Genomic DNA, 17,013 nt, shown 5'->3' on the forward strand with positions numbered 1-17,013 from the left:
CCCTGGCGCTGCACCGCCCTCCCACCTGCCAAGCTCCCGCCCTGGGCCCCGCGGTTCGCGCCAGCGATGACCCCGCACAAGGTGTATTCCTGCGTCCCCCGGGCACGGAGCCCGGATCGTTCGCATGGAGGCCCGCATGCCCAACCCCCTGTCTACCCACCTGCTCGCCCTGGCCCTTTGCCTGCCCGGCCTCGCCCTCGCCGCCGGCGCGTGCCCACCCTGGAGCGATGCCCACGCCAAGCGCGAGCTGCACGCCCTGCATGAACGGCTGTCGGGCTGGGAGCACAGCTACCACCGCGACCGCCTCTCGCCGGTCCCCGACGAGATCTACGACCAGGTGCGCTCGCGCTTCGCCGAACTGCGCCAGTGCTTCCCCCAGGCCGAGGCGCAGGAAACGCAGCCCCTGTCGACGGTGGGCGGCAAGCACCCGCACCCCGTCGCCCAGACCGGCCTCGACAAGCTGGAGGACGCCAAGGCGCTGCGCACCTGGATGCGCGGCCGCGACGACCTCTGGGTGCAGCCCAAGGTGGACGGCGTGGCGGTGACCCTGGTCTACCGTGGCGGCCGCCTGCAGCAAGCCATCAGCCGCGGCGATGGCGAGCGCGGCGAAGACTGGACGGCCAACGCCCGGCGCATCCCGGCCATCCCCGAGCGCCTCGCCGAACCGGGGGACCTGGTGCTGCAGGGCGAGCTCTACTGGTCGCTGCCCGGGCACGTGCAGGCGCAGGCCGGAGGACGCGGCGCCCGGGGCAGGGTCGCCGGGCTGATGGCCCGGCAACGCCTGGGGGATGAGGAGGCACGCGGCATCGGCCTGTTCGTCTGGGACTGGCCGGGCGGCCCCGGCGGCATGCTGCAACGCCTGGACGGACTGACCCGCCTGGGCTTCGCCGACACCCAGCGCCATACCCTGCCGGTGCGAAGCGCCGACCAGGTGGCGCACTGTCGCGAGCACTGGTACCGCAGCGGCCTGCCTTTCGCCAGCGACGGCGTGGTGGTCCGCCAGGGCGTGGTGCCCGCCGCGCGCAACTGGGAAGCACGGCCGCCGCACTGGGCCATCGCCTGGAAGTATCCCTTCGCCCAGGCCCTGGCCGAGGTGCGGCGGGTGGAATTCCTCGTCGGTCGCACCGGGCGCATCACCCCGCGCCTGCTGCTCTCGCCCGTGACCCTGGAGGACCGGCGCATCCAGCGGGTCAGCCTGGGTTCCCTGGAGCACTGGCGCGAACTGGACATCCGCCCCGGCGACCAGGTCGCCGTCGCCCTGGCCGGTCTGACCATCCCGCGCCTGGAGTCGGTGGTGCTGCGAGCAGGCGAGCGCGTGGAGCTGGAGGTGCCGGACCCGGCCGCCCTGCACGCCCTGAGCTGCTGGCACCCGACGCCCGGCTGCGAGGCGCAGTTCCGTGCACGCCTGGAGTGGCTGTCCGGGAGCGGTGGCCTGGCGATGCGCGGCGTCGGCCCCGGCACCTGGGAGCGACTGCTGGCGGCCGGCAGGATGGACGGCCTGCTGGACTGGCTGGAGCTGGAAGAAGAAGAGTTGGCCAGGCTACCGGGCTTCGCCCAACGCAATGCCCGGCGCTTCAGGGAGGCGACAGCCGAAGCCAGGCGCCAGCCCTTCGCCCGCTGGCTCAAGGCCCTCGGCCTGCCGCCCAGCGGCAAGGCCGACCTGGAAGACGGCTGGGAGGTCCTGGCCGCACGCAGCGAAGCGGACTGGCGAGCGACCCCGGGGCTGGGGGCCGAGCGGGCGCGTCAATTGCGGGCGTTCTTCGAACACCCCGAGGTGCAGGCGCTGCGCGAGCGCCTGGCCGAAGCGCAGGTGGACGGCTTCGCGGGCGCGCCTCAGTAGGCGCGGAATTCCTTGTGACAGGCCTCGCAGGCGTCCTCGGCCTTCTGCACCAGCGGTGCCATGGCGTCCGGGGCCAGGGGGCGCTTCGTCGTGGCGGCAGCCAGCTGGCCGGTAGCGGCCTCCAGTTCGCGGGCCAGGCTCTGGAAGCGCTCCTGCCGCTGCCAGACGTCGTCACGGGCGTCGCTGTCGCCTTCGTCACGCACCTTGGGGAAGTGCTGCCAGGGCTCATGGGACAGCTGGTCGAGCTTCACCGCGTTCTCGGCGAACTTCTGCTCGTTGAACTCGACGCGGCCACGCAGCATGCCGCCGAGGTCCTCGCTGGTGTGCAGCATCTGCTTGAAGATCGCCTGGCGCTTGCCCAGCGGCGAGTTGGGGTCGACGCCACCGCAGGCGGCGAGAGTCAGGCAGGCGCAAAGCAGGGTCAGGGCGGTCGTTCTTTTCATGGCGGATCACGGGGTACTGCGACGGGCGGGGCGCACAGTATCGATAGATGCCCGGCAAATACCAAGGGTGGCGACAGTTTGTCGCAGATCATGGAAAGCCCGATCAGCCATGTGGGACGGCGCATCCGCGGTCACAATGCAGGCAACCGACACCATCCAAGCGAGGTAGATCCATGCGCCATTCCACTGCATTCCTGCTAACCGCCGGCCTGGCCCTGGCGGGCATCGCCCACGCGGCCGAGGCGCCGCTCACCGGCTGCGCGGCGAAGCGCCAGGCCCTCGAAGCCCGCATCGAACAGGCGCGCGCCCATGGCAACGAGGCCCAGGTGGCCGGCCTGCAGAGGGCCCTGGCGCGCGTCCGGACCTACTGCACCGATGACGGCCTGCGCCGGGACCGCGAAGCCGCCGTCGAGAAGCGCCGCGCCGAGGTGCGCGAGCGCGAGGCCGAGCTCCGCGAAGCCCGGGCCAAGGGCGATGCCGGCAAGATCGCCAAGCGCGAGGCCAAGCTGGCCGAGGCTCGTCGCGAATTGAACGCCGCCGAGGCGCAGCTGCAACGCTGAGCCCCGGCGCGACCGATCAGGCGGCGACGAAGAAGAAGCTGGCGATCAGCCCCATGCCGGCGAACCAGACCAGCGAGCGCAACGCCGCCCAGTCGGCCAGGTAGCAGATGAAGTAGGCGATGCGGCTGGCCACGAAGGCGATGGCCAGGGCATCCAGCGTTCCCTGCTCGGCGCCCCCGGCGAGATGACCGATGACGACGGCGATGGCGAACGCCGGGGTGACCTCGAAGGCATTGAGCTGGGCGTTGTGGGCACGCTTGCGCCAGCCTTCGAGCCCGGCGAGGAAGGTACGCGGATCATGGTTCTGCCGAGGGCCGAAATCGCCTCCGGTGAACTTCGCCGCGGCGGTGGACAGGTAGGGCAGGAACAGCGCGATCAGCACGCACCAGTAGGCGATGGTCATGTGGACTCCAGGAACGAAGGGTGAGCGTAGAGCCTGGTGATTCCGACGGTCGGCGTCCATGGCTGCGGAAAACGTGGCGATCGGCACATCGGCCAATGGCCACGATTGTCCGCAGGGCGCATCGCCTGTACTAATGCGTGTTTTTCACGGACGAGAACCCCCCCATGCCTCGATTCGCCATCCTCCTGATGTCCCTGCTGCTGCTCAGCGGCTGTGGCTACAACGCCATGCAGAGCGCCGACGAGCAGGTCAAGGCCGACTGGGCCGAAGTGCTCAACCAGTACCAGCGCCGCGCCGACCTGATCCCCAACCTGGTCAGCACCGTGCAGGGCTACGCGACCCACGAACAGGCCGTGCTCGCCCAGGTCAGCGAGGCCCGCGCGCGGGTCGGCAGCGTCCACCTCGAAGCCGGCCAGCTCACGGATGAGCAGGCGGTGAAGAACTTCCAGAACGCCCAGGGCCAACTCAGCTCCGCGCTCTCGCGCCTGCTCGCGGTGAGCGAGAACTACCCGCAGCTGAAGGCCGACGGGCTGTTCCAGGACCTGCTGGCGCAGCTGGAGGGCACCGAGAACCGCATCACCGTGGCGCGCTCGCGCTACGTCAAGGCCGTGCAGGCCTACAACGTGCTGGTGCGCCAGTTCCCCGGCAACCTGACCGCGATGGCGTTCGGCTACGAGCCCAAGGCCAACTTCAGCGTCGCCAACGAGGCGGAGGTCTCGGTCGCACCCAAGGTCGACTTCGCCACGCCGCATCGCGAGGGCTGACCATGCGCGCCTCACTGTTCAGCCTGCTGCTGGTGCTGGTCAGCCTCGGCGCCGGCGCCGCGCAGCCGGTGCCGGCCCTCACGCAGCGGGTCACCGACCTCACCGCCACCCTGGACGCCGGCCAGAGTGCCGCCCTCGAACACCAGCTCGCTGCCCTGGAGAAGGAGAAAGGTGCCCAGCTCGCGGTGCTGATCATCCCCAGCACCGGCGAGGAAAGCATCGAGGCCTATGCCATCCGCGTGTTCGAGCAGTGGAAGCTGGGGCGCAAGGGCGTGGACGACGGCATCCTGCTGCTGGTGGCCAAGGACGACCGCGCGCTGCGCATCGAGGTGGGTTACGGGCTGGAGGGCGCGGTGTCCGACGTGCTGGCCTCGCGCATCATCCGCGAGCGCATCACCCCGGCCTTCCGCGAGGGCGATTTCTTTGGCGGCATCCAGGCTGGCACCGATGCCCTATCGGCCCTGGTGCGCGGCGAGGCGCTGCCGGAACCGGTTGGCGGCAACCGCCAGGCGGACAGCATCAACCTGTTCAGCCTGATTCTGTTCTTCGCCCAGTTTTTCATCGCACCGGCCCTGGTCAAACGCATTCCCAGGCCCTGGGCGCGGCAGCACAGCGGGCAGCGCTACTTCGCCTGCGTCGGCCTGGTGACGGTGGCGACCCTGGCGTATTGCCTGGTCACCCTAACGCCCACCGACCTGCTGCTGTTCTTCACCCTCACGGCGGGCTTCATCGGCCTGTTCGCGTTCATCTTCATCATCGCGCCGCTGTCGACCTGGCAGTTCGGCAGCGGCTCGGGCTCCTCCGGCAGCTCGTCGGACAGCAGCTCGGGCAGCTCGTCCGGCAGCTCCGGCGGCGGCTTCAGTGGTGGCGGTGGTTCCAGCGGCGGTGGCGGTGCCTCCGGCCGCTGGTAGCCGTCAATCCTTGAACTGGTCGCGGATGTAGGTGATTTCCGTCTTGCCGTGGGGGGCGGGCTTGCCGTCCTCGCCCAGGTTGACGAAGACCATGCGGTCGATGGTGAGGATGCTCTTGCGGGTGATCTTGTTGCGCACCTCGCATCGCATGGTCATGGAGGTGCGGCCGAACTCGGTGGCGGTGATGCCCAGTTCGATGATGTCGCTCTGGCGGGCCGAGCTGAGGAAGTTGATCTCCGACATCATCTTGGTCACCACGCGCTGGCTGCCGAGCTGGATGATGGCGTAGATCGCCGCCTCCTCGTCGATCCACTTCAGCAGGCTGCCGCCGAAGAGGGTGCCGTTGGGGTTGAGGTCCTCGGGCTTGACCCATTTGCGCGTATGGAAATTCATGCGTCCTTCTCCTTGCGTCGATGACGCCGGGGATCATGGCAGAGGCCCGACGCGCTGTCCCGGCAACGAAATCGATCGCCCTGATAGTTCGTTCGCCGGACGACGGAAAACCTTGGGCAGATCGCCTCGCGCAGCTATAATCCCCCGGCTTCACGCGGCCATCGGCCGCGCCCGCCACCTGTCCGAGGGGCGCTGCAGCAGGCCTGTTCTCCAAGGGGTCTGTCAGGCTCGGATGGGGCGTTATCCAAACGCATCAACGGCGCCCATTCGCACACAACGAATGGAGAGTACGCATGAGCGCTGTCATCACGCCTGCCGATTTCAACGACTACAAGGTCGCCGACATTTCCCTGGCCGCCTGGGGCCGTCGCGAGCTGATCATCGCCGAGTCCGAAATGCCCGCCCTGATGGGCCTGCGTCGCAAGTACGCGGCCAGCCAACCGCTCAAGGGCGCGAAGATCCTCGGCTGCATCCACATGACCATCCAGACCGGCGTGCTGATCGAGACGCTGACCGCCCTGGGCGCCGAAGTGCGCTGGTCGTCCTGCAACATCTTCTCCACCCAGGACCAGGCCGCTGCCGCCATCGCCGCCGCCGGCATCCCGGTGTTCGCCTGGAAGGGCGAGACCGAGCAGGAGTACGAGTGGTGCATCGAGCAGACCATCCTCAAGGACGGCCAGCCCTGGGACGCCAACATGGTGCTGGACGACGGCGGTGACCTGACCGAGATCCTGCACAAGAAGTACCCGCAGATGCTCGAGCGCATCCACGGCGTCACCGAAGAGACCACCACCGGTGTGCACCGCCTGCTCGACATGCTCAAGGCCGGCACCCTGAAAGTCCCGGCGATCAACGTCAACGACGCCGTGACCAAGAGCAAGAACGACAACAAGTACGGCTGCCGCCACAGCCTGAACGACGCCATCAAGCGCGGCACCGACCACCTGCTGTCGGGCAAGCAGGCCCTGGTGATCGGCTACGGCGACGTGGGCAAGGGCTCCGCCCAGTCCCTGCGCCAGGAAGGCATGATCGTCAAGGTTTCCGAAATCGACCCGATCTGCGCCATGCAGGCCTGCATGGACGGCTTCGAGCTGGTCTCCCCCTACAAGGACGGCATCAATGACGGCACCGAAGCCAGCGTCGACGCAGCCCTGCTGGGCAAGATCGACCTGATCGTCACCACCACCGGCAACGTCAACGTCTGCGACGCCGGCATGCTCAAGGCGCTGAAGAAGCGTGCCGTGGTGTGCAACATCGGTCACTTCGACAACGAGATCGACACCGCCTTCATGCGCAAGAACTGGGCCTGGGAAGAGGTCAAGCCGCAGGTGCACAAGGTCCACCGCACCGGCGCCGGTTCCTTCGACCCGGCCAACGACGACTACCTGATCCTGCTGGCCGAAGGCCGCCTGGTGAACCTGGGCAACGCCACCGGCCACCCGAGCCGCATCATGGACGGCTCCTTCGCCAACCAGGTGCTGGCGCAGATCTTCCTGTTCGAGCAGAAGTTCGCCGACCTCTCCGCCGAGAAGAAAGCCGAGCGCCTGACCGTGGAAGTCCTGCCGAAGAAACTGGACGAGGAAGTGGCGCTGGAAATGGTCAAGGGCTTCGGTGGCGTCGTCACCCAGCTGACCAAGCAGCAGGCCGACTACATCGGCGTCGACGCCTCCGGCCCGTTCAAGCCGGACAGCTATCGCTACTAACCAATAAAGCCAGAAGCTGGAAGCTGGAAGCCAAGCACGCAGGTGCTCCCACTTCCGGCTTCGAGCTTACGGCTTCAAGCTTGGAACTCTCCATGTCTCAAGAACGCCGCTACAGCTTCGAGTTCTTCCCCACCAAGACCGAAGCCGGGCATGAAAAACTGCTGAACACTGCGCGTCAGCTGGCCTCCTACAAGCCGGACTTCTTCTCCTGCACCTACGGTGCCGGTGGCTCGACCCGCGACCGTACCCTCAACACCGTGCTGCAGCTCGATGGCGACGTGAAGGTGCCGACCGCGCCGCACCTCTCCTGCGTCGGCGACAGCAAGGCCGACCTGCGCAGCCTGCTTGAGCAGTACAAGGCCGCCGGCATCAAGCGCATCGTCGCGCTGCGTGGCGACCTGCCCTCGGGCATGGGCATGGCCAGCGGCGAGCTGCGCCACGCCAACGAACTGGTCGAGTTCATCCGCGCCGAAACGGGCGACCATTTCCACATCGAAGTCGCCGCCTACCCGGAAGTGCACCCCCAGGCACGCAACTTCGAAGACGACCTGGCCAACTTCGCCCGCAAGGCTAAAGCCGGTGCCGACAGCGCCATCACCCAGTACTTCTTCAGCGCCGACTGCTACTTCTACTTCGTCGACCGCGTACGCAAGCTGGGCGTGGACCTGCCGATCGTCCCGGGCATCATGCCCATCACCAACTACAGCAAGCTGGCCCGCTTCTCCGATGCCTGCGGCGCCGAGATCCCGCGCTGGGTCCGCAAGCAGCTGGAAGCCTACGGCGACGACCTGGAGAGCATCCAGGCCTTCGGCGAACAGGTGGTCAGCGAGATGTGCGAGCGCCTGCTCCAGGGTGGCGCACCAGGGCTGCACTTCTACACCCTGAACCAGGCCGAACCCAGCCTGGCCATCTGGAACAACCTCAAACTGCCACGTTGAGGCGAAGGGCCGGCGGCAGGATGCGCCGGCTCCTTCACTCAAGGAAGAGACCATGAAGACCACCCTCCGCCTTGCCCCGCTCGCCCTCCTGATCGGCTGCGCCAGCCCCGGCGCCTTCGCCAGCTTCGACTTCGTCTGCAGCCCTACCTGGGCCATCGCCGGCGACCAGTTGCAGGGGTGCAGCAACCTGCCCTTCCTCAGCCCCGGCAACGACAGCCGCGCCAACCTGCAACTGCTGCTGGCCGACGCCGGCCGCCTGCGCCTGCCGGAGACGCTGAAGTCCACCAGCGGCTACGAGGATGGCTACGCCCAGGTGCCCTTCACCCTGGAAATGCTCGACCCGGCCGTGGCCGAGGCGGCCGAGCGTGAAAAGGCCAGCGAAGGCCAGGAGAACGACACCGAGAGCACCGAGACCGAACAGGAAGACCCGCGCAAGGAAAACCTGTCCCTGGCGCTCGAGCAGTTGGGGGTCGAACTGGGTGATACCGACCTGGCCGAGCACTACTTCGCCGAAGGCGAAGGCAATCGCTGCCGCAGCAACGACTTCGACAGCGCCCATGCCTTCGTCGACCAACTGGCCGGCACCGAGGCACTTTCGGCCGGCGAGCGCAAGGCGCTGGCCGACAGCCGCGTCAACCTGCTCACCGTCTGCGGCGAGGGCGACCCGCAACCCGACGAGGTGCTGCCCGCCGCGACCCTGCTCACCTCCCCCGTCGCCCAGGCCTTCGCCACCTACCTGGCCGGTGCCGACGCGTTCTACCGGGGCGACTTCGCCGGCGCCCGCCAGCAGTTCACCAGCCTCGCCAGCAGCGAGCAGCCCTGGCTCAGGGAAACCGCCCTGTACATGCAGGCGCGCGTCGCGCTGAACCAGGCCCAGCAGGACGCCTTCGACGAGTACGGCATCCCCGACCTGGCCAGGATCGACCGCAACGCCATGGCCAGCGCCGAGTCCGGCCTCAGGGTCTACCTGCAGGCCTACCCCGAAGGGCTCTACCACGCCTCCGCGCGCGGCCTGCTGCGCAAGGTCTACTGGCTGCTGGACGACCCGCGCAAGTTCGCCGCCGAGTACGCCTGGCAGTTCGCCCAGGACGAGGACAGCGCCCAGCGCAACATGAGCGGCCGCGCGCTGATCGAGGAGCTCGACGTCAAGCTGCTGCCGGCGCTCAAGCCCGAGGACGTGCAGGACCCGACCCTGCTCGCGGTGATGGACCTGATCCGCCTGCGCAAGCCCGGCAGCGAGCTCAGCCCGAGCATCAGCCTGGAGCAGTTGCAGGCGCAGAAGCAGCGCTTCGCCAGCCAACCCGGCCTGCACGACTACCTCGTCGCCGCCTGGCACTTCTACCGCGGCGGCGATGCCGCCAAGGCCCTGGCGGCCCTGCCCGCCGGCGACACCCAGGCGCCCATGAGCCTGCTGGTGTTCAGCCAGGAAACCCTGCGCGGCCTGGCACTGGAAGCGACCGGCAAACCCGACGCGGCACGCGAGCTCTGGCTGCAGCTGCTGTCCCGCCAGCCTTCCGCGCTGCAGCGTGGCCAGCTCGAACTGGCCCTGGCACTGAACCTCTCGCGCAATGGCAAGGTGGCCGAGATCTTCGCCGCCGACTCACCGATCCGCACCGCGCCGATCCGCGAGATCGTCCTGCGCAACCTCGCCTCCGCCGACCTGCTGCGCCAGCAGGCCAAGGACGGCGCCGCGCCTGCCACCGAGCGTGACACCGCCCTGTTCACCCTGCTCTACAAGGAGCTGGTGTTCGGCGACTACGCCCACTTCCAGCAAGACCTCGCCCTGCTGCCGAGCCCGGCGCCCAAGGTAGAGGAAGGTGCCACCTGGGCCCTCGGCCGCTTCGCCTGGGCCGGCCAGTCCGGTGCCGGCGAGTACGCCTGTCCATCGCTGGCCAAGGTCGCCGAGCGGCTGCAGGAGAACGACGGCGACGGCCTGGCACTCAACTGCCTGGGCGATTTCATCCGCACCAACGGCCTGGACGGTTTCAGCCTCAACGACCAGCCGCCGAAAGACGAGCTGGGCGGCTCGACCACCGACTTCCCCGGCTCGCCCTGGTCGCGCCTTGCCGGCTACCAGCGGACCATCGACGACCCCCACGCCAGCGCCGACGAAATGGCCTATGCGCTATTTCGCGCGGTGAACTGCTTCGCCCCCGCCGGCTACAACACCTGCGACGGCCAGGACATCGCCAAGTCCCAGCGCAAGCAGTGGTTCCAGGACCTGAAGAAGAACTACCCGGGCAACCCCTGGGCGCAGAAGCTCAAGTACTACTGGTAAGCGACGCGTGATCGCCAGGGCGCTGGCCCTGCTGCTGGCCCTGGCGAGCCTTCCCGGCTTCGCCGGGGAGCGGGTGGATGCCGCCGACTACGACGCCTTCTGGGTCTGGAGCGGCGTGCGTTCCCAGGCGGTACTGGCCGAGGCGCGCACGCTCTACATCCTCCAGGGCCAGATCGACGGGCCGCGCCAGAGTGGCGACCCGCAGGCGCGCTTCATCGCCCAGGGCATGGCGGTGCCGCGCCTGTCGCGGGGCCAGGTCTGGGTGGTGTACCGCGCCCATACCCTGCGCTGGACCGAGCCCGTCTACGCCACCCTCCTCGCCCAGCTCGAACGCTGGCGCCGTGCGGGCAACCCGGTGGTCGGCGTGCAGATCGACTTCGACGCCCGCACCCTGCACCTGGACGGCTACGCCGATTTCCTCGAGCAGCTGCGCCAGCGCCTGCCCCGCCAGTACCGCCTCGGCATCACCGGGCTGCTCGACTGGGGCAGCAACGGCGACCCGGCGGTGCTCAACCGCCTGGGCAAGGTGCTCGACGAGGTGGTGGTGCAGACCTACCAGGGCCGCCACAGCATCCCCGACAACGCCCGCTACCTGCCCCGCGTCGCCAGGCTGCAGCTGCCCTTCCGCATCGGCCTGGTCCAGGGCGGCGAATGGGAGGCCCCGGACCACCTGGAAGACAGCCCCTGGTTCCGCGGCTACGTGGTGTTCCTGCTCAATCGCTGAGCCATCGAGGAGCCGCTACGCTCACTTCCCAGCCTGGAGGGCGCCGCGTATTCTGGCCTTATGCCAGCATTCCGTCGCCTCCTCGCCCTGCTGCTGATCGCCTGCCTCGGCCCCCTTGCCCAGGCGGGGCCGCTGCGCATCGTCACGGATCCCTGGGCGCCCTATGTGTTCGAGGAGGACGGCCAGGCACGTGGCCTGGACCACGGCGCCGCCGAGGAGGTATTCCGCCGCCTGGGCGTGCAGGTGCAGTGGCAGTTCATGCCCTGGAAGCGCTGCCTTACCGAGATGGAGAACGGCCAGGCCGACGCGATCCTGGACATCTTCATGACCGCCGAACGCCGCACGCGCATGCATTTCGCCGAAGAGCCGCTGTCGCATACCGAGTTCGTGCTCTTCTACGACCGCTCGCGGCCCTACCCCTTCACCGGCCTGGAGGATCTCCAGGGCCTGAAGGTCGGGGTCTCACCCGGCTACTGGTATGGCGATACGGCCTTCCGCACCTCGCCGCTGTTCATCCGCGAGCCCGCGCCCAGCCATGAGGCCAACTTCGGCAAACTGGTGCGCGACCGCGTCGACCTGGTGGTCAACGACCGCCGCGCCGGGCTCTACCTCGCCGAACGGCTGGGGCTGTCGCGGCAGATCGCCCACCATCCCCTGCCCGTGGGTGAGGACGCCCTCTACATCGCCTTCCGCCAGGCACCGGAACTGCAGGAACTGGCCCGGCGCTTCGCCGAGGAATTGCGCCGTTTCAAGCAGGAGCCGGGCTACGCCGCGCTGCAGGCCCGCTACCTCGCACCCGGTCGGGCCGTCGCGGCGCGAACGCCGTTGAGCAGTCGATAGGCTGCACGCCGGAAATGCTCTGTTATACTCCCGGCTCCCGCCAGGCATACGCCCGGATGTTGGCCCCCCAGGCCAGCAGGACCGGACGGGAATCGCGCCTCCCCGCTGCGATTTTCTAGCCAGGCAGACACTCCCCCGGGCCAAGCCCTAACTAGACAGGATCTCCCATGTCCTTTGCCTCCCTCGGTCTCTCCGAGGCTTTAGTCGGTGCTGTGGAAGCAGCCGGCTACAACCAGCCCACTCCGGTGCAACAGCGGGCCATCCCCGCCGTGTTGCAAGGTCGCGACCTGATGGTTGCGGCACAGACTGGCACTGGCAAGACCGGCGGCTTCGCCCTTCCGGTTCTCGAGCGCCTCTTCCCCAACGGCCACCCGGACAAGTCGCACCGCCATGGCCCGCGCCAGGCCCGCGTACTGGTCCTGACCCCGACGCGCGAACTCGCCGCCCAGGTGCACGACAGCTTCAAGGTCTATGCACGCGACCTGCCGCTGGCCAGCGCCTGCATCTTCGGCGGTGTCGGCATGAACCCGCAGGTCCAGGCCGTAGCCAAGGGCGTCGACGTTCTCGTCGCCTGCCCCGGGCGCCTGCTGGACCTCGTGGGCCAGGGCAGCATCGACCTCTCCCACGTGGAAATCCTCGTGCTGGACGAAGCCGACCGCATGCTCGACATGGGCTTCATCCACGATGTGAAGAAGGTCCTCGCGCGCCTCCCGGCCAAGCGCCAGAACCTGCTGTTCTCGGCGACCTTCTCCAAGGACATCACCGACCTCGCCGGCAAGCTCCTGCACAACCCCGAGCGCATCGAAGTGACGCCGCCGAACACCACGGTCGAGCGCATCGAGCAGCGGGTGTTCCGCCTCCCGGCCAACCACAAGCGCGCGTTGCTGGCCCACCTGGTCACCGTCGGTGCCTGGGAACAGGTGCTGGTGTTCACCCGTACCAAGCACGGTGCCAACCGCCTGGCCGAGTACCTCGACAAGCATGGCCTGCCGGCTGCCGCGATCCACGGCAACAAGAGCCAGAACGCGCGCACCAAGGCCCTGGCCGACTTCAAGGCCAACAACGTGCGCATCCTGGTGGCCACCGACATCGCCGCCCGCGGCCTGGACATCGACCAGTTGCCCCACGTGGTCAACTACGAGCTGCCCAACGTCGAGGAAGACTACGTTCACCGCATCGGCCGCACCGGTCGTGCAGGCCGTAGCGGCGAAGCCATCTCCCTGGTCGCCCCCGACGAAGAGAAGCTGCTCAAGGGCATCGAGCGCCTGACCAAGCAGCGCATTCCCGATGGCGACATGCAGGGCTTCGACGCCTCCACCGTGGAAGCCGAACGCCCCGACGTGCGCCCGCCGCAACCGGCGCGCCAGCCGCGTGCCGACCGTCCGAAGCGCGAAGGGGCCACCCCGCCCGCTGCCGACGGCGAAGGCAAGCCGCGCAAGAGCCGCAACCGCCGTGGCAAGGGCAAAGGCAAGGAAGGCGAGAACGCCCAACCGGCCGCCGGCAACAACAGCCAGCCACAGCAGGCGCGTCCGGCACGCCCGCCACAGCCCACGCGTGATCGCGACCCGGAAGAGTTCCTCGACGACGACGTGGACAACTTCGGCAACCGCGCCGACTACGTCAGCCCCTACCCGGACAAGACCCAGAGCCGCAACCGCCGTGGCGGCCAAGGGCAGGGCCAGGTTCAAGGCCAGACCCCGGGCAGAAGCCAGGGCCAGGGCGCCGGTGCGCGCAGCCAGGGCGCAGGCCAGGGCAAGGCCCGCAGCGGCGGCGGTGGTTCCGGCCAGGGCGCCGGCAACGGCCAGCGCCGCAATGGCCAGGGCCAAGGCCGTGGTACCGGTGGTGGCCAGGGTCGTCGCGACGAGCAACGCAGCTCCCGCACCCGTGAAGAACCCGCCGTCCAGGAGCCGCGCAAGCCGCAGCCGAAGATCATCCACAAGGAATCCAAGGGTGATCGCTTCCCCACTGCGGAACAGCTGGACCAACTCTCCAGCAGCAACCGCCCCCGTGGCGAGAAGCCGGCGCTGCTGACCCGCAACCGCTGAGCTGCAACGCCATGGAAAACGCCGGCCCCTGGGCCGGCGTTTTCATTTGTGGCTCGGAGCGCCGTATCGTGGCCCGGGCTTCAGCCCGGGATGGGCGTTCAGTCCGACACGGCGCTGCGTGGTGCCGGAAATGAAAAACGCCGGCATCAGCCGGCGTTCTTCGTTATCCGCGCAGTCTTACTTGCGCACACCCTCGAAGGAGATGATCAGCTCGACTTCCTGGGAAGCCGGGCCGAGGTCCTTCTGGATGTCGAAGTCCTTCAGCTTCAGGGTGGTGGTGCCCTCGAAGCCGGCGCGGTAGCCGCCCCACGGGTCATCGCCTTCACCGATGAACTTGGCCTTGACCACGACCGGCTTGGTCACGCCGTTCAGGGTCAGGTTGCCGGTCACGTCGGCGGTGCCGTTGCCGGTGGATTTCACGCCAGTGGACTCGAAGGTGGCGGTCGGGTTCTTGCTCACATTGAGGAAGTCGCCGCTCTTGATGTGCTTGTCGCGTTCGGCGTGGTTGGTGTCGACGCTGGCGGTCTGCAGGGTGACCTTGATCTTGCTCGCTTCCGGCGCCTTGGCGTCGAAGCTGAAGGAGCCGTCGAAGTCCTTGAAGGTGCCGTACAGCCAGCTGTAGCCCAGGTGGCTGATCTTGAAGTTGACGAAGGCGTGCTGGCCTTGCTTGTCGATGGCGTAGTCGGCGGCCATGGCCTGGCCGGCGAACAGGGCGGCACCGAGGGTCAGCGCAGCGATGGATTTCTTCAGCATCGGTATTTCTCCTTGTGAGGGTGCAGCTTATTTGGCGGCGCGCCCGAACATGCGGGTCAGGGTGGCGTCGCGATCGATGAAGTGGTGCTTGAGCGCAGCGAGCGCATGGATGCCGGCGAAGATCACCAGGCACCAGGCAAGGTATTCGTGAATGACGCCGGCGACGTCTTCCTGGTCGGGAATGCTGGTCAGGGTGGCCGGCACCTCGAACAGGCCGAAGACGGCGATGCCGCGACCGTCGGCGGTGGAGATCAGGTAGCCCGAGACCATGATGGCGAACAGGCCCAGGTAGAGCGCCAGGTGGCCCAGCTTGGAGCCCAGGCGGGTGAGCTGGCCGTGGTTGGGCAGGGCCGGCGGCGGCGGGCTGACGAAGCGCCAGAGCACACGGGCGAGCATCACCAGGAACAGCAGGATGCCGATGCCCTTGTGGATGTCCGGGGCGGTCTTGTACCAGCCGCTGTAGTAGTCGAGGCCAACCATCCACAGCCCCAGGCCGAACAGGCCGAAGACGACCAGGGCGACGCCCCAGTGCAGGACGATGCTGACGAGGCCGAAGCGGTTGGGAGTATTGCGCCACTGCATCAGGAGGGTTCCTTGAAAAACGGATGGGCAAAGCCTAGCGGCAAAAATATCGAAGAAAAGTAGAAAATGTCGCTTTGAAATATCGGGCAATACGATAGGTAGGACGAATTGGCCCGGGCGGGAATTAGGCGTGGGAAGGTGCTTTAAGTTCTGTCCGAGGTGCACGAACGGCACCCCGGAGGCGACTGGAGGTCAGGGGCGTTGCGCCCGCGTCCCCGTCAGTTGAACAGGCGGGAGAAGAAGCCTTTCTTTTCTTCCTTGCCGTCGGCCTTGGCCGGGGCCGTCGGCGCGGCGGTGGCGACCTGCTCCACCGGCTCCAGGGTCTTGCCGGCGAACAGGTCACGGGCCTGGCCGGCGGCGCGCTGGCCGCTGCGCAGGGCGCCTTCGAGGGTGCCCGGGTACAGGGCGTCGGTGTGCTCGCCGGCGAAGATCACCCGCCCCAGGGGTTTCTCCCACATGCGCCAGTAGAGGCTGATCTCGCCGGGGCCGTAGGCCAGGTAGGCGCCGCCCACCAGGGAGTCCTTGCCGTAGCGGCGCAGCTCGTAGCCGGTGAACTGCTCGCGGGCACCGGGGAACAGCTTGTCGAAACGGATCAGCACCTGGTCGACCATCTGCCGATCGCCGAAGGCCTGCAGCAGGCGGGCGTTGTCGCCGGAGATGTTGACCAGCAGGTTGGCGCCGCCCTTGAGCGCGGGCTCGACCCACATCATGCCCAGGCCCTGGTCGCTGTAGACCTCGCCGGAGAGGCGCGATTTGCCCCACACGGGCTTCTTGAACTTGAGCAGCATCTGGTCGCGCCAGCCGTAGTTGATGTCCTTCAGCGAGCGCAGCTGCAGGGCCGACAGGGACGGTGTCAGGCTGATCTTGTCCAGCGCCGGCAGCGGCACGGCGAGCACCACGTAGTCGGCGCTGTAGCCGGCGCCGCCCACTTTCACGGTGACGCTGTCCTTGTCCTGGACGATGGCGGAGACCCGCGCATTGGTCTTGATGGTCTTGATCTTCTTGGCGAAGGCCTGGGCCAGGGCCGCACTGCCACCCGGCAGGCGGGCAGCGCGCAGGTCGCCTTCCGGCAGGCCGCGATAGACCCGGCCCTGCTGGGCGAGGTAGAGCAGCGACAGGCGCGAAGGCTCGTCGTAGCGCGAGCGGATGCGCTGGTCCACCAGCGCGCGGGCGGTCGGCGGCAGCGCCAGCTTGTCCAGCCAGCGTGCCACGCTGATGGAGTCGAGGGTCTTCAGGGTGGTGTTGACCAGCGGCTGCAGCGGGTCCTCGATGGAGGCCGCGAGGTCGTCCAGGCTCTTGTCGAATCGCTTGAGCCCCTCGATCGTGGTGGGTGCTTCCTTGAGCAGGTCGGCCTCGTTGAAATAGCGACCGGCGATCAGGTAGCCGGGGGCGCGCACGTATTCGGGCGCGGCCACGGTCGCCAGCTTGAAGTCCTTGAGGTAGGCATGCAGGGTCGGTTGCAGCTTGCCGGAGCCGATCCATTCGGTACTGGCCAGGCCCGAACGCCCGCCGATGCTCGGCTTGGCTTCCAGCAGGGTCACCTGCCAGCCCTGCTGCTGCAGTTCGTAGGCGGCGGTGAGGCCGGCCATGCCACCACCGACCACGATGGCGGCCGGTTGCTTTTCCTTGCCCTGCGCAACGGCACTGAGCACTCCCAACAGAATCAGCGCGCAGGTGCGCAGCCAGGCAGCAGACATTGGATTCCCCCGAGGAACGGTCGTATTTCTTGGATGGCGCGCAGGATACGCCAGGCACCCGGCAGCCACCAGAGATGCCCGTCGGCGCCCGTCATTGTGCCGGCGCGGCGCGCTTGTCCATCTCACCCCTATTGCATAG

General features: G+C 68.0%; 16 protein-coding genes and 1 riboswitch. Of the genes, 10 read left to right on the forward strand and 6 right to left on the reverse strand.

The window, feature by feature from the left end; translation table 11 throughout:
• Positions 1-136: 136 nt before the first annotated feature.
• Positions 137-1,840: an NAD-dependent DNA ligase LigB gene (ligB, locus tag DMX10_RS19280; RefSeq protein WP_111262566.1), complete on the forward strand. Its 1,704-nt coding sequence runs from the start codon at positions 137-139 to the stop codon at positions 1,838-1,840.
• Here the strand turns inward: ligB and DMX10_RS19285 are convergent.
• On the reverse strand, positions 1,834-2,283 hold the full coding sequence (locus DMX10_RS19285) for a cytochrome c (RefSeq protein WP_111262567.1): 450 nt from the start codon (positions 2,281-2,283) through the stop codon (positions 1,834-1,836). The genes ligB and DMX10_RS19285 overlap by 7 nt on opposite strands.
• Before the next feature lie 173 nt (positions 2,284-2,456).
• Between DMX10_RS19285 and DMX10_RS19290 the strand changes: the two genes are divergently transcribed.
• Positions 2,457-2,843: a DUF1090 domain-containing protein gene (locus DMX10_RS19290; protein WP_111262568.1), complete on the forward strand. Its 387-nt coding sequence runs from the start codon at positions 2,457-2,459 to the stop codon at positions 2,841-2,843.
• 16 nt (positions 2,844-2,859) lie between these two features.
• On the opposite strand, the gene DMX10_RS19295 is transcribed toward DMX10_RS19290, so the two are convergent.
• Complete coding sequence (locus tag DMX10_RS19295) at positions 2,860-3,246, reverse strand: MAPEG family protein (protein WP_111262569.1); 387 nt, start codon at positions 3,244-3,246, stop codon at positions 2,860-2,862.
• 164 nt (positions 3,247-3,410) lie between these two features.
• Here DMX10_RS19295 and DMX10_RS19300 point away from each other — a divergent pair, with 164 nt between their 5' ends.
• Both DMX10_RS19300 and DMX10_RS33460 read left to right on the forward strand, forming a co-directional pair.
• Positions 3,411-4,010: a LemA family protein gene (locus DMX10_RS19300; RefSeq protein ID WP_111262570.1), complete on the forward strand. Its 600-nt coding sequence runs from the start codon at positions 3,411-3,413 to the stop codon at positions 4,008-4,010.
• A gap of 2 nt (positions 4,011-4,012) precedes the next feature.
• Entirely contained in the window at positions 4,013-4,921 is a 909-nt protein-coding gene (locus DMX10_RS33460; protein WP_111262571.1) for a YgcG family protein, read from the forward strand.
• 3 nt (positions 4,922-4,924) lie between these two features.
• On the opposite strand, the gene DMX10_RS19310 is transcribed toward DMX10_RS33460, so the two are convergent.
• Complete coding sequence (locus DMX10_RS19310; RefSeq protein WP_111262572.1) at positions 4,925-5,314, reverse strand: acyl-CoA thioesterase; 390 nt, start codon at positions 5,312-5,314, stop codon at positions 4,925-4,927.
• A 178-nt stretch (positions 5,315-5,492) separates the two neighbouring features.
• Positions 5,493-5,586: riboswitch (S-adenosyl-L-homocysteine riboswitch) on the forward strand.
• Between the two features lie 21 nt (positions 5,587-5,607).
• Between DMX10_RS19310 and ahcY the strand changes: the two genes are divergently transcribed.
• From ahcY to DMX10_RS19340, 6 genes are all read left to right on the forward strand, one after another.
• Positions 5,608-7,017, forward strand: a complete 1,410-nt coding sequence (gene ahcY, locus DMX10_RS19315; RefSeq protein WP_111262573.1) for an adenosylhomocysteinase — start codon at positions 5,608-5,610, stop codon at positions 7,015-7,017.
• Between the two features lie 92 nt (positions 7,018-7,109).
• Complete coding sequence (gene metF / locus DMX10_RS19320) at positions 7,110-7,955, forward strand: methylenetetrahydrofolate reductase [NAD(P)H] (protein ID WP_111262574.1); 846 nt, start codon at positions 7,110-7,112, stop codon at positions 7,953-7,955.
• 52 nt (positions 7,956-8,007) lie between these two features.
• On the forward strand, positions 8,008-10,233 hold the full coding sequence (locus DMX10_RS19325) for a hypothetical protein (RefSeq protein ID WP_111262575.1): 2,226 nt from the start codon (positions 8,008-8,010) through the stop codon (positions 10,231-10,233).
• Between the two features lie 10 nt (positions 10,234-10,243).
• Positions 10,244-10,957 (forward strand): DUF3142 domain-containing protein, encoded by a 714-nt coding sequence (locus tag DMX10_RS19330; protein WP_371921709.1) that lies wholly within the window; start codon positions 10,244-10,246, stop codon positions 10,955-10,957.
• A 60-nt stretch (positions 10,958-11,017) separates the two neighbouring features.
• Positions 11,018-11,797 (forward strand): ABC transporter substrate-binding protein, encoded by a 780-nt coding sequence (locus DMX10_RS19335; RefSeq protein ID WP_111262577.1) that lies wholly within the window; start codon positions 11,018-11,020, stop codon positions 11,795-11,797.
• A 167-nt stretch (positions 11,798-11,964) separates the two neighbouring features.
• Complete coding sequence (locus DMX10_RS19340; protein ID WP_111262578.1) at positions 11,965-13,842, forward strand: DEAD/DEAH box helicase; 1,878 nt, start codon at positions 11,965-11,967, stop codon at positions 13,840-13,842.
• Positions 13,843-14,019: 177 nt separating this feature from the next.
• Here DMX10_RS19340 and DMX10_RS19345 read toward each other — a convergent pair whose 3' ends face one another.
• The 3 genes from DMX10_RS19345 to DMX10_RS19355 form a co-directional block, all read right to left on the reverse strand.
• Complete coding sequence (locus tag DMX10_RS19345; RefSeq protein ID WP_021218384.1) at positions 14,020-14,595, reverse strand: YceI family protein; 576 nt, start codon at positions 14,593-14,595, stop codon at positions 14,020-14,022.
• 27 nt (positions 14,596-14,622) lie between these two features.
• Positions 14,623-15,177: a cytochrome b gene (locus DMX10_RS19350; protein ID WP_111262579.1), complete on the reverse strand. Its 555-nt coding sequence runs from the start codon at positions 15,175-15,177 to the stop codon at positions 14,623-14,625.
• Positions 15,178-15,395: 218 nt separating this feature from the next.
• Positions 15,396-16,874 carry a flavin monoamine oxidase family protein gene (locus tag DMX10_RS19355; protein WP_111262580.1) on the reverse strand — a complete coding sequence of 493 codons (1,479 nt, stop codon included), beginning with the start codon at positions 16,872-16,874 and terminating at the stop codon, positions 15,396-15,398.
• Positions 16,875-17,013: the final 139 nt, after the last annotated feature.

Origin of the sequence: Pseudomonas sp. 57B-090624 (assembly GCF_003234055.1) — a bacterium.
Taxonomy (GTDB): Bacteria; Pseudomonadota; Gammaproteobacteria; order Pseudomonadales; family Pseudomonadaceae; genus Metapseudomonas; species Metapseudomonas tohonis.

Bases quoted from the DNA above. Each gene is read 5' to 3' on its own strand.
- DMX10_RS19335 (WP_111262577.1), top strand. From the start codon at position 11,018: ATGCCAGCATTCCGTCGCCTCCTCGCCCTGCTGCTGATCGCCTGCCTC.
- ahcY (WP_111262573.1), top strand. From the start codon at position 5,608: ATGAGCGCTGTCATCACGCCTGCCGATTTCAACGACTACAAGGTCGCC.
- metF (WP_111262574.1), top strand. From the start codon at position 7,110: ATGTCTCAAGAACGCCGCTACAGCTTCGAGTTCTTCCCCACCAAGACC.
- DMX10_RS33460 (WP_111262571.1), top strand. From the start codon at position 4,013: ATGCGCGCCTCACTGTTCAGCCTGCTGCTGGTGCTGGTCAGCCTCGGC.
- DMX10_RS19345 (WP_021218384.1), bottom strand. From the start codon at position 14,595: ATGCTGAAGAAATCCATCGCTGCGCTGACCCTCGGTGCCGCCCTGTTC.
- ligB (WP_111262566.1), top strand. From the start codon at position 137: ATGCCCAACCCCCTGTCTACCCACCTGCTCGCCCTGGCCCTTTGCCTG.
- DMX10_RS19290 (WP_111262568.1), top strand. From the start codon at position 2,457: ATGCGCCATTCCACTGCATTCCTGCTAACCGCCGGCCTGGCCCTGGCG.
- DMX10_RS19350 (WP_111262579.1), bottom strand. From the start codon at position 15,177: ATGCAGTGGCGCAATACTCCCAACCGCTTCGGCCTCGTCAGCATCGTC.
- DMX10_RS19285 (WP_111262567.1), bottom strand. From the start codon at position 2,283: ATGAAAAGAACGACCGCCCTGACCCTGCTTTGCGCCTGCCTGACTCTC.
- DMX10_RS19300 (WP_111262570.1), top strand. From the start codon at position 3,411: ATGCCTCGATTCGCCATCCTCCTGATGTCCCTGCTGCTGCTCAGCGGC.
- DMX10_RS19355 (WP_111262580.1), bottom strand. From the start codon at position 16,874: ATGTCTGCTGCCTGGCTGCGCACCTGCGCGCTGATTCTGTTGGGAGTG.
- DMX10_RS19295 (WP_111262569.1), bottom strand. From the start codon at position 3,246: ATGACCATCGCCTACTGGTGCGTGCTGATCGCGCTGTTCCTGCCCTAC.
- DMX10_RS19325 (WP_111262575.1), top strand. From the start codon at position 8,008: ATGAAGACCACCCTCCGCCTTGCCCCGCTCGCCCTCCTGATCGGCTGC.
- DMX10_RS19340 (WP_111262578.1), top strand. From the start codon at position 11,965: ATGTCCTTTGCCTCCCTCGGTCTCTCCGAGGCTTTAGTCGGTGCTGTG.
- DMX10_RS19310 (WP_111262572.1), bottom strand. From the start codon at position 5,314: ATGAATTTCCATACGCGCAAATGGGTCAAGCCCGAGGACCTCAACCCC.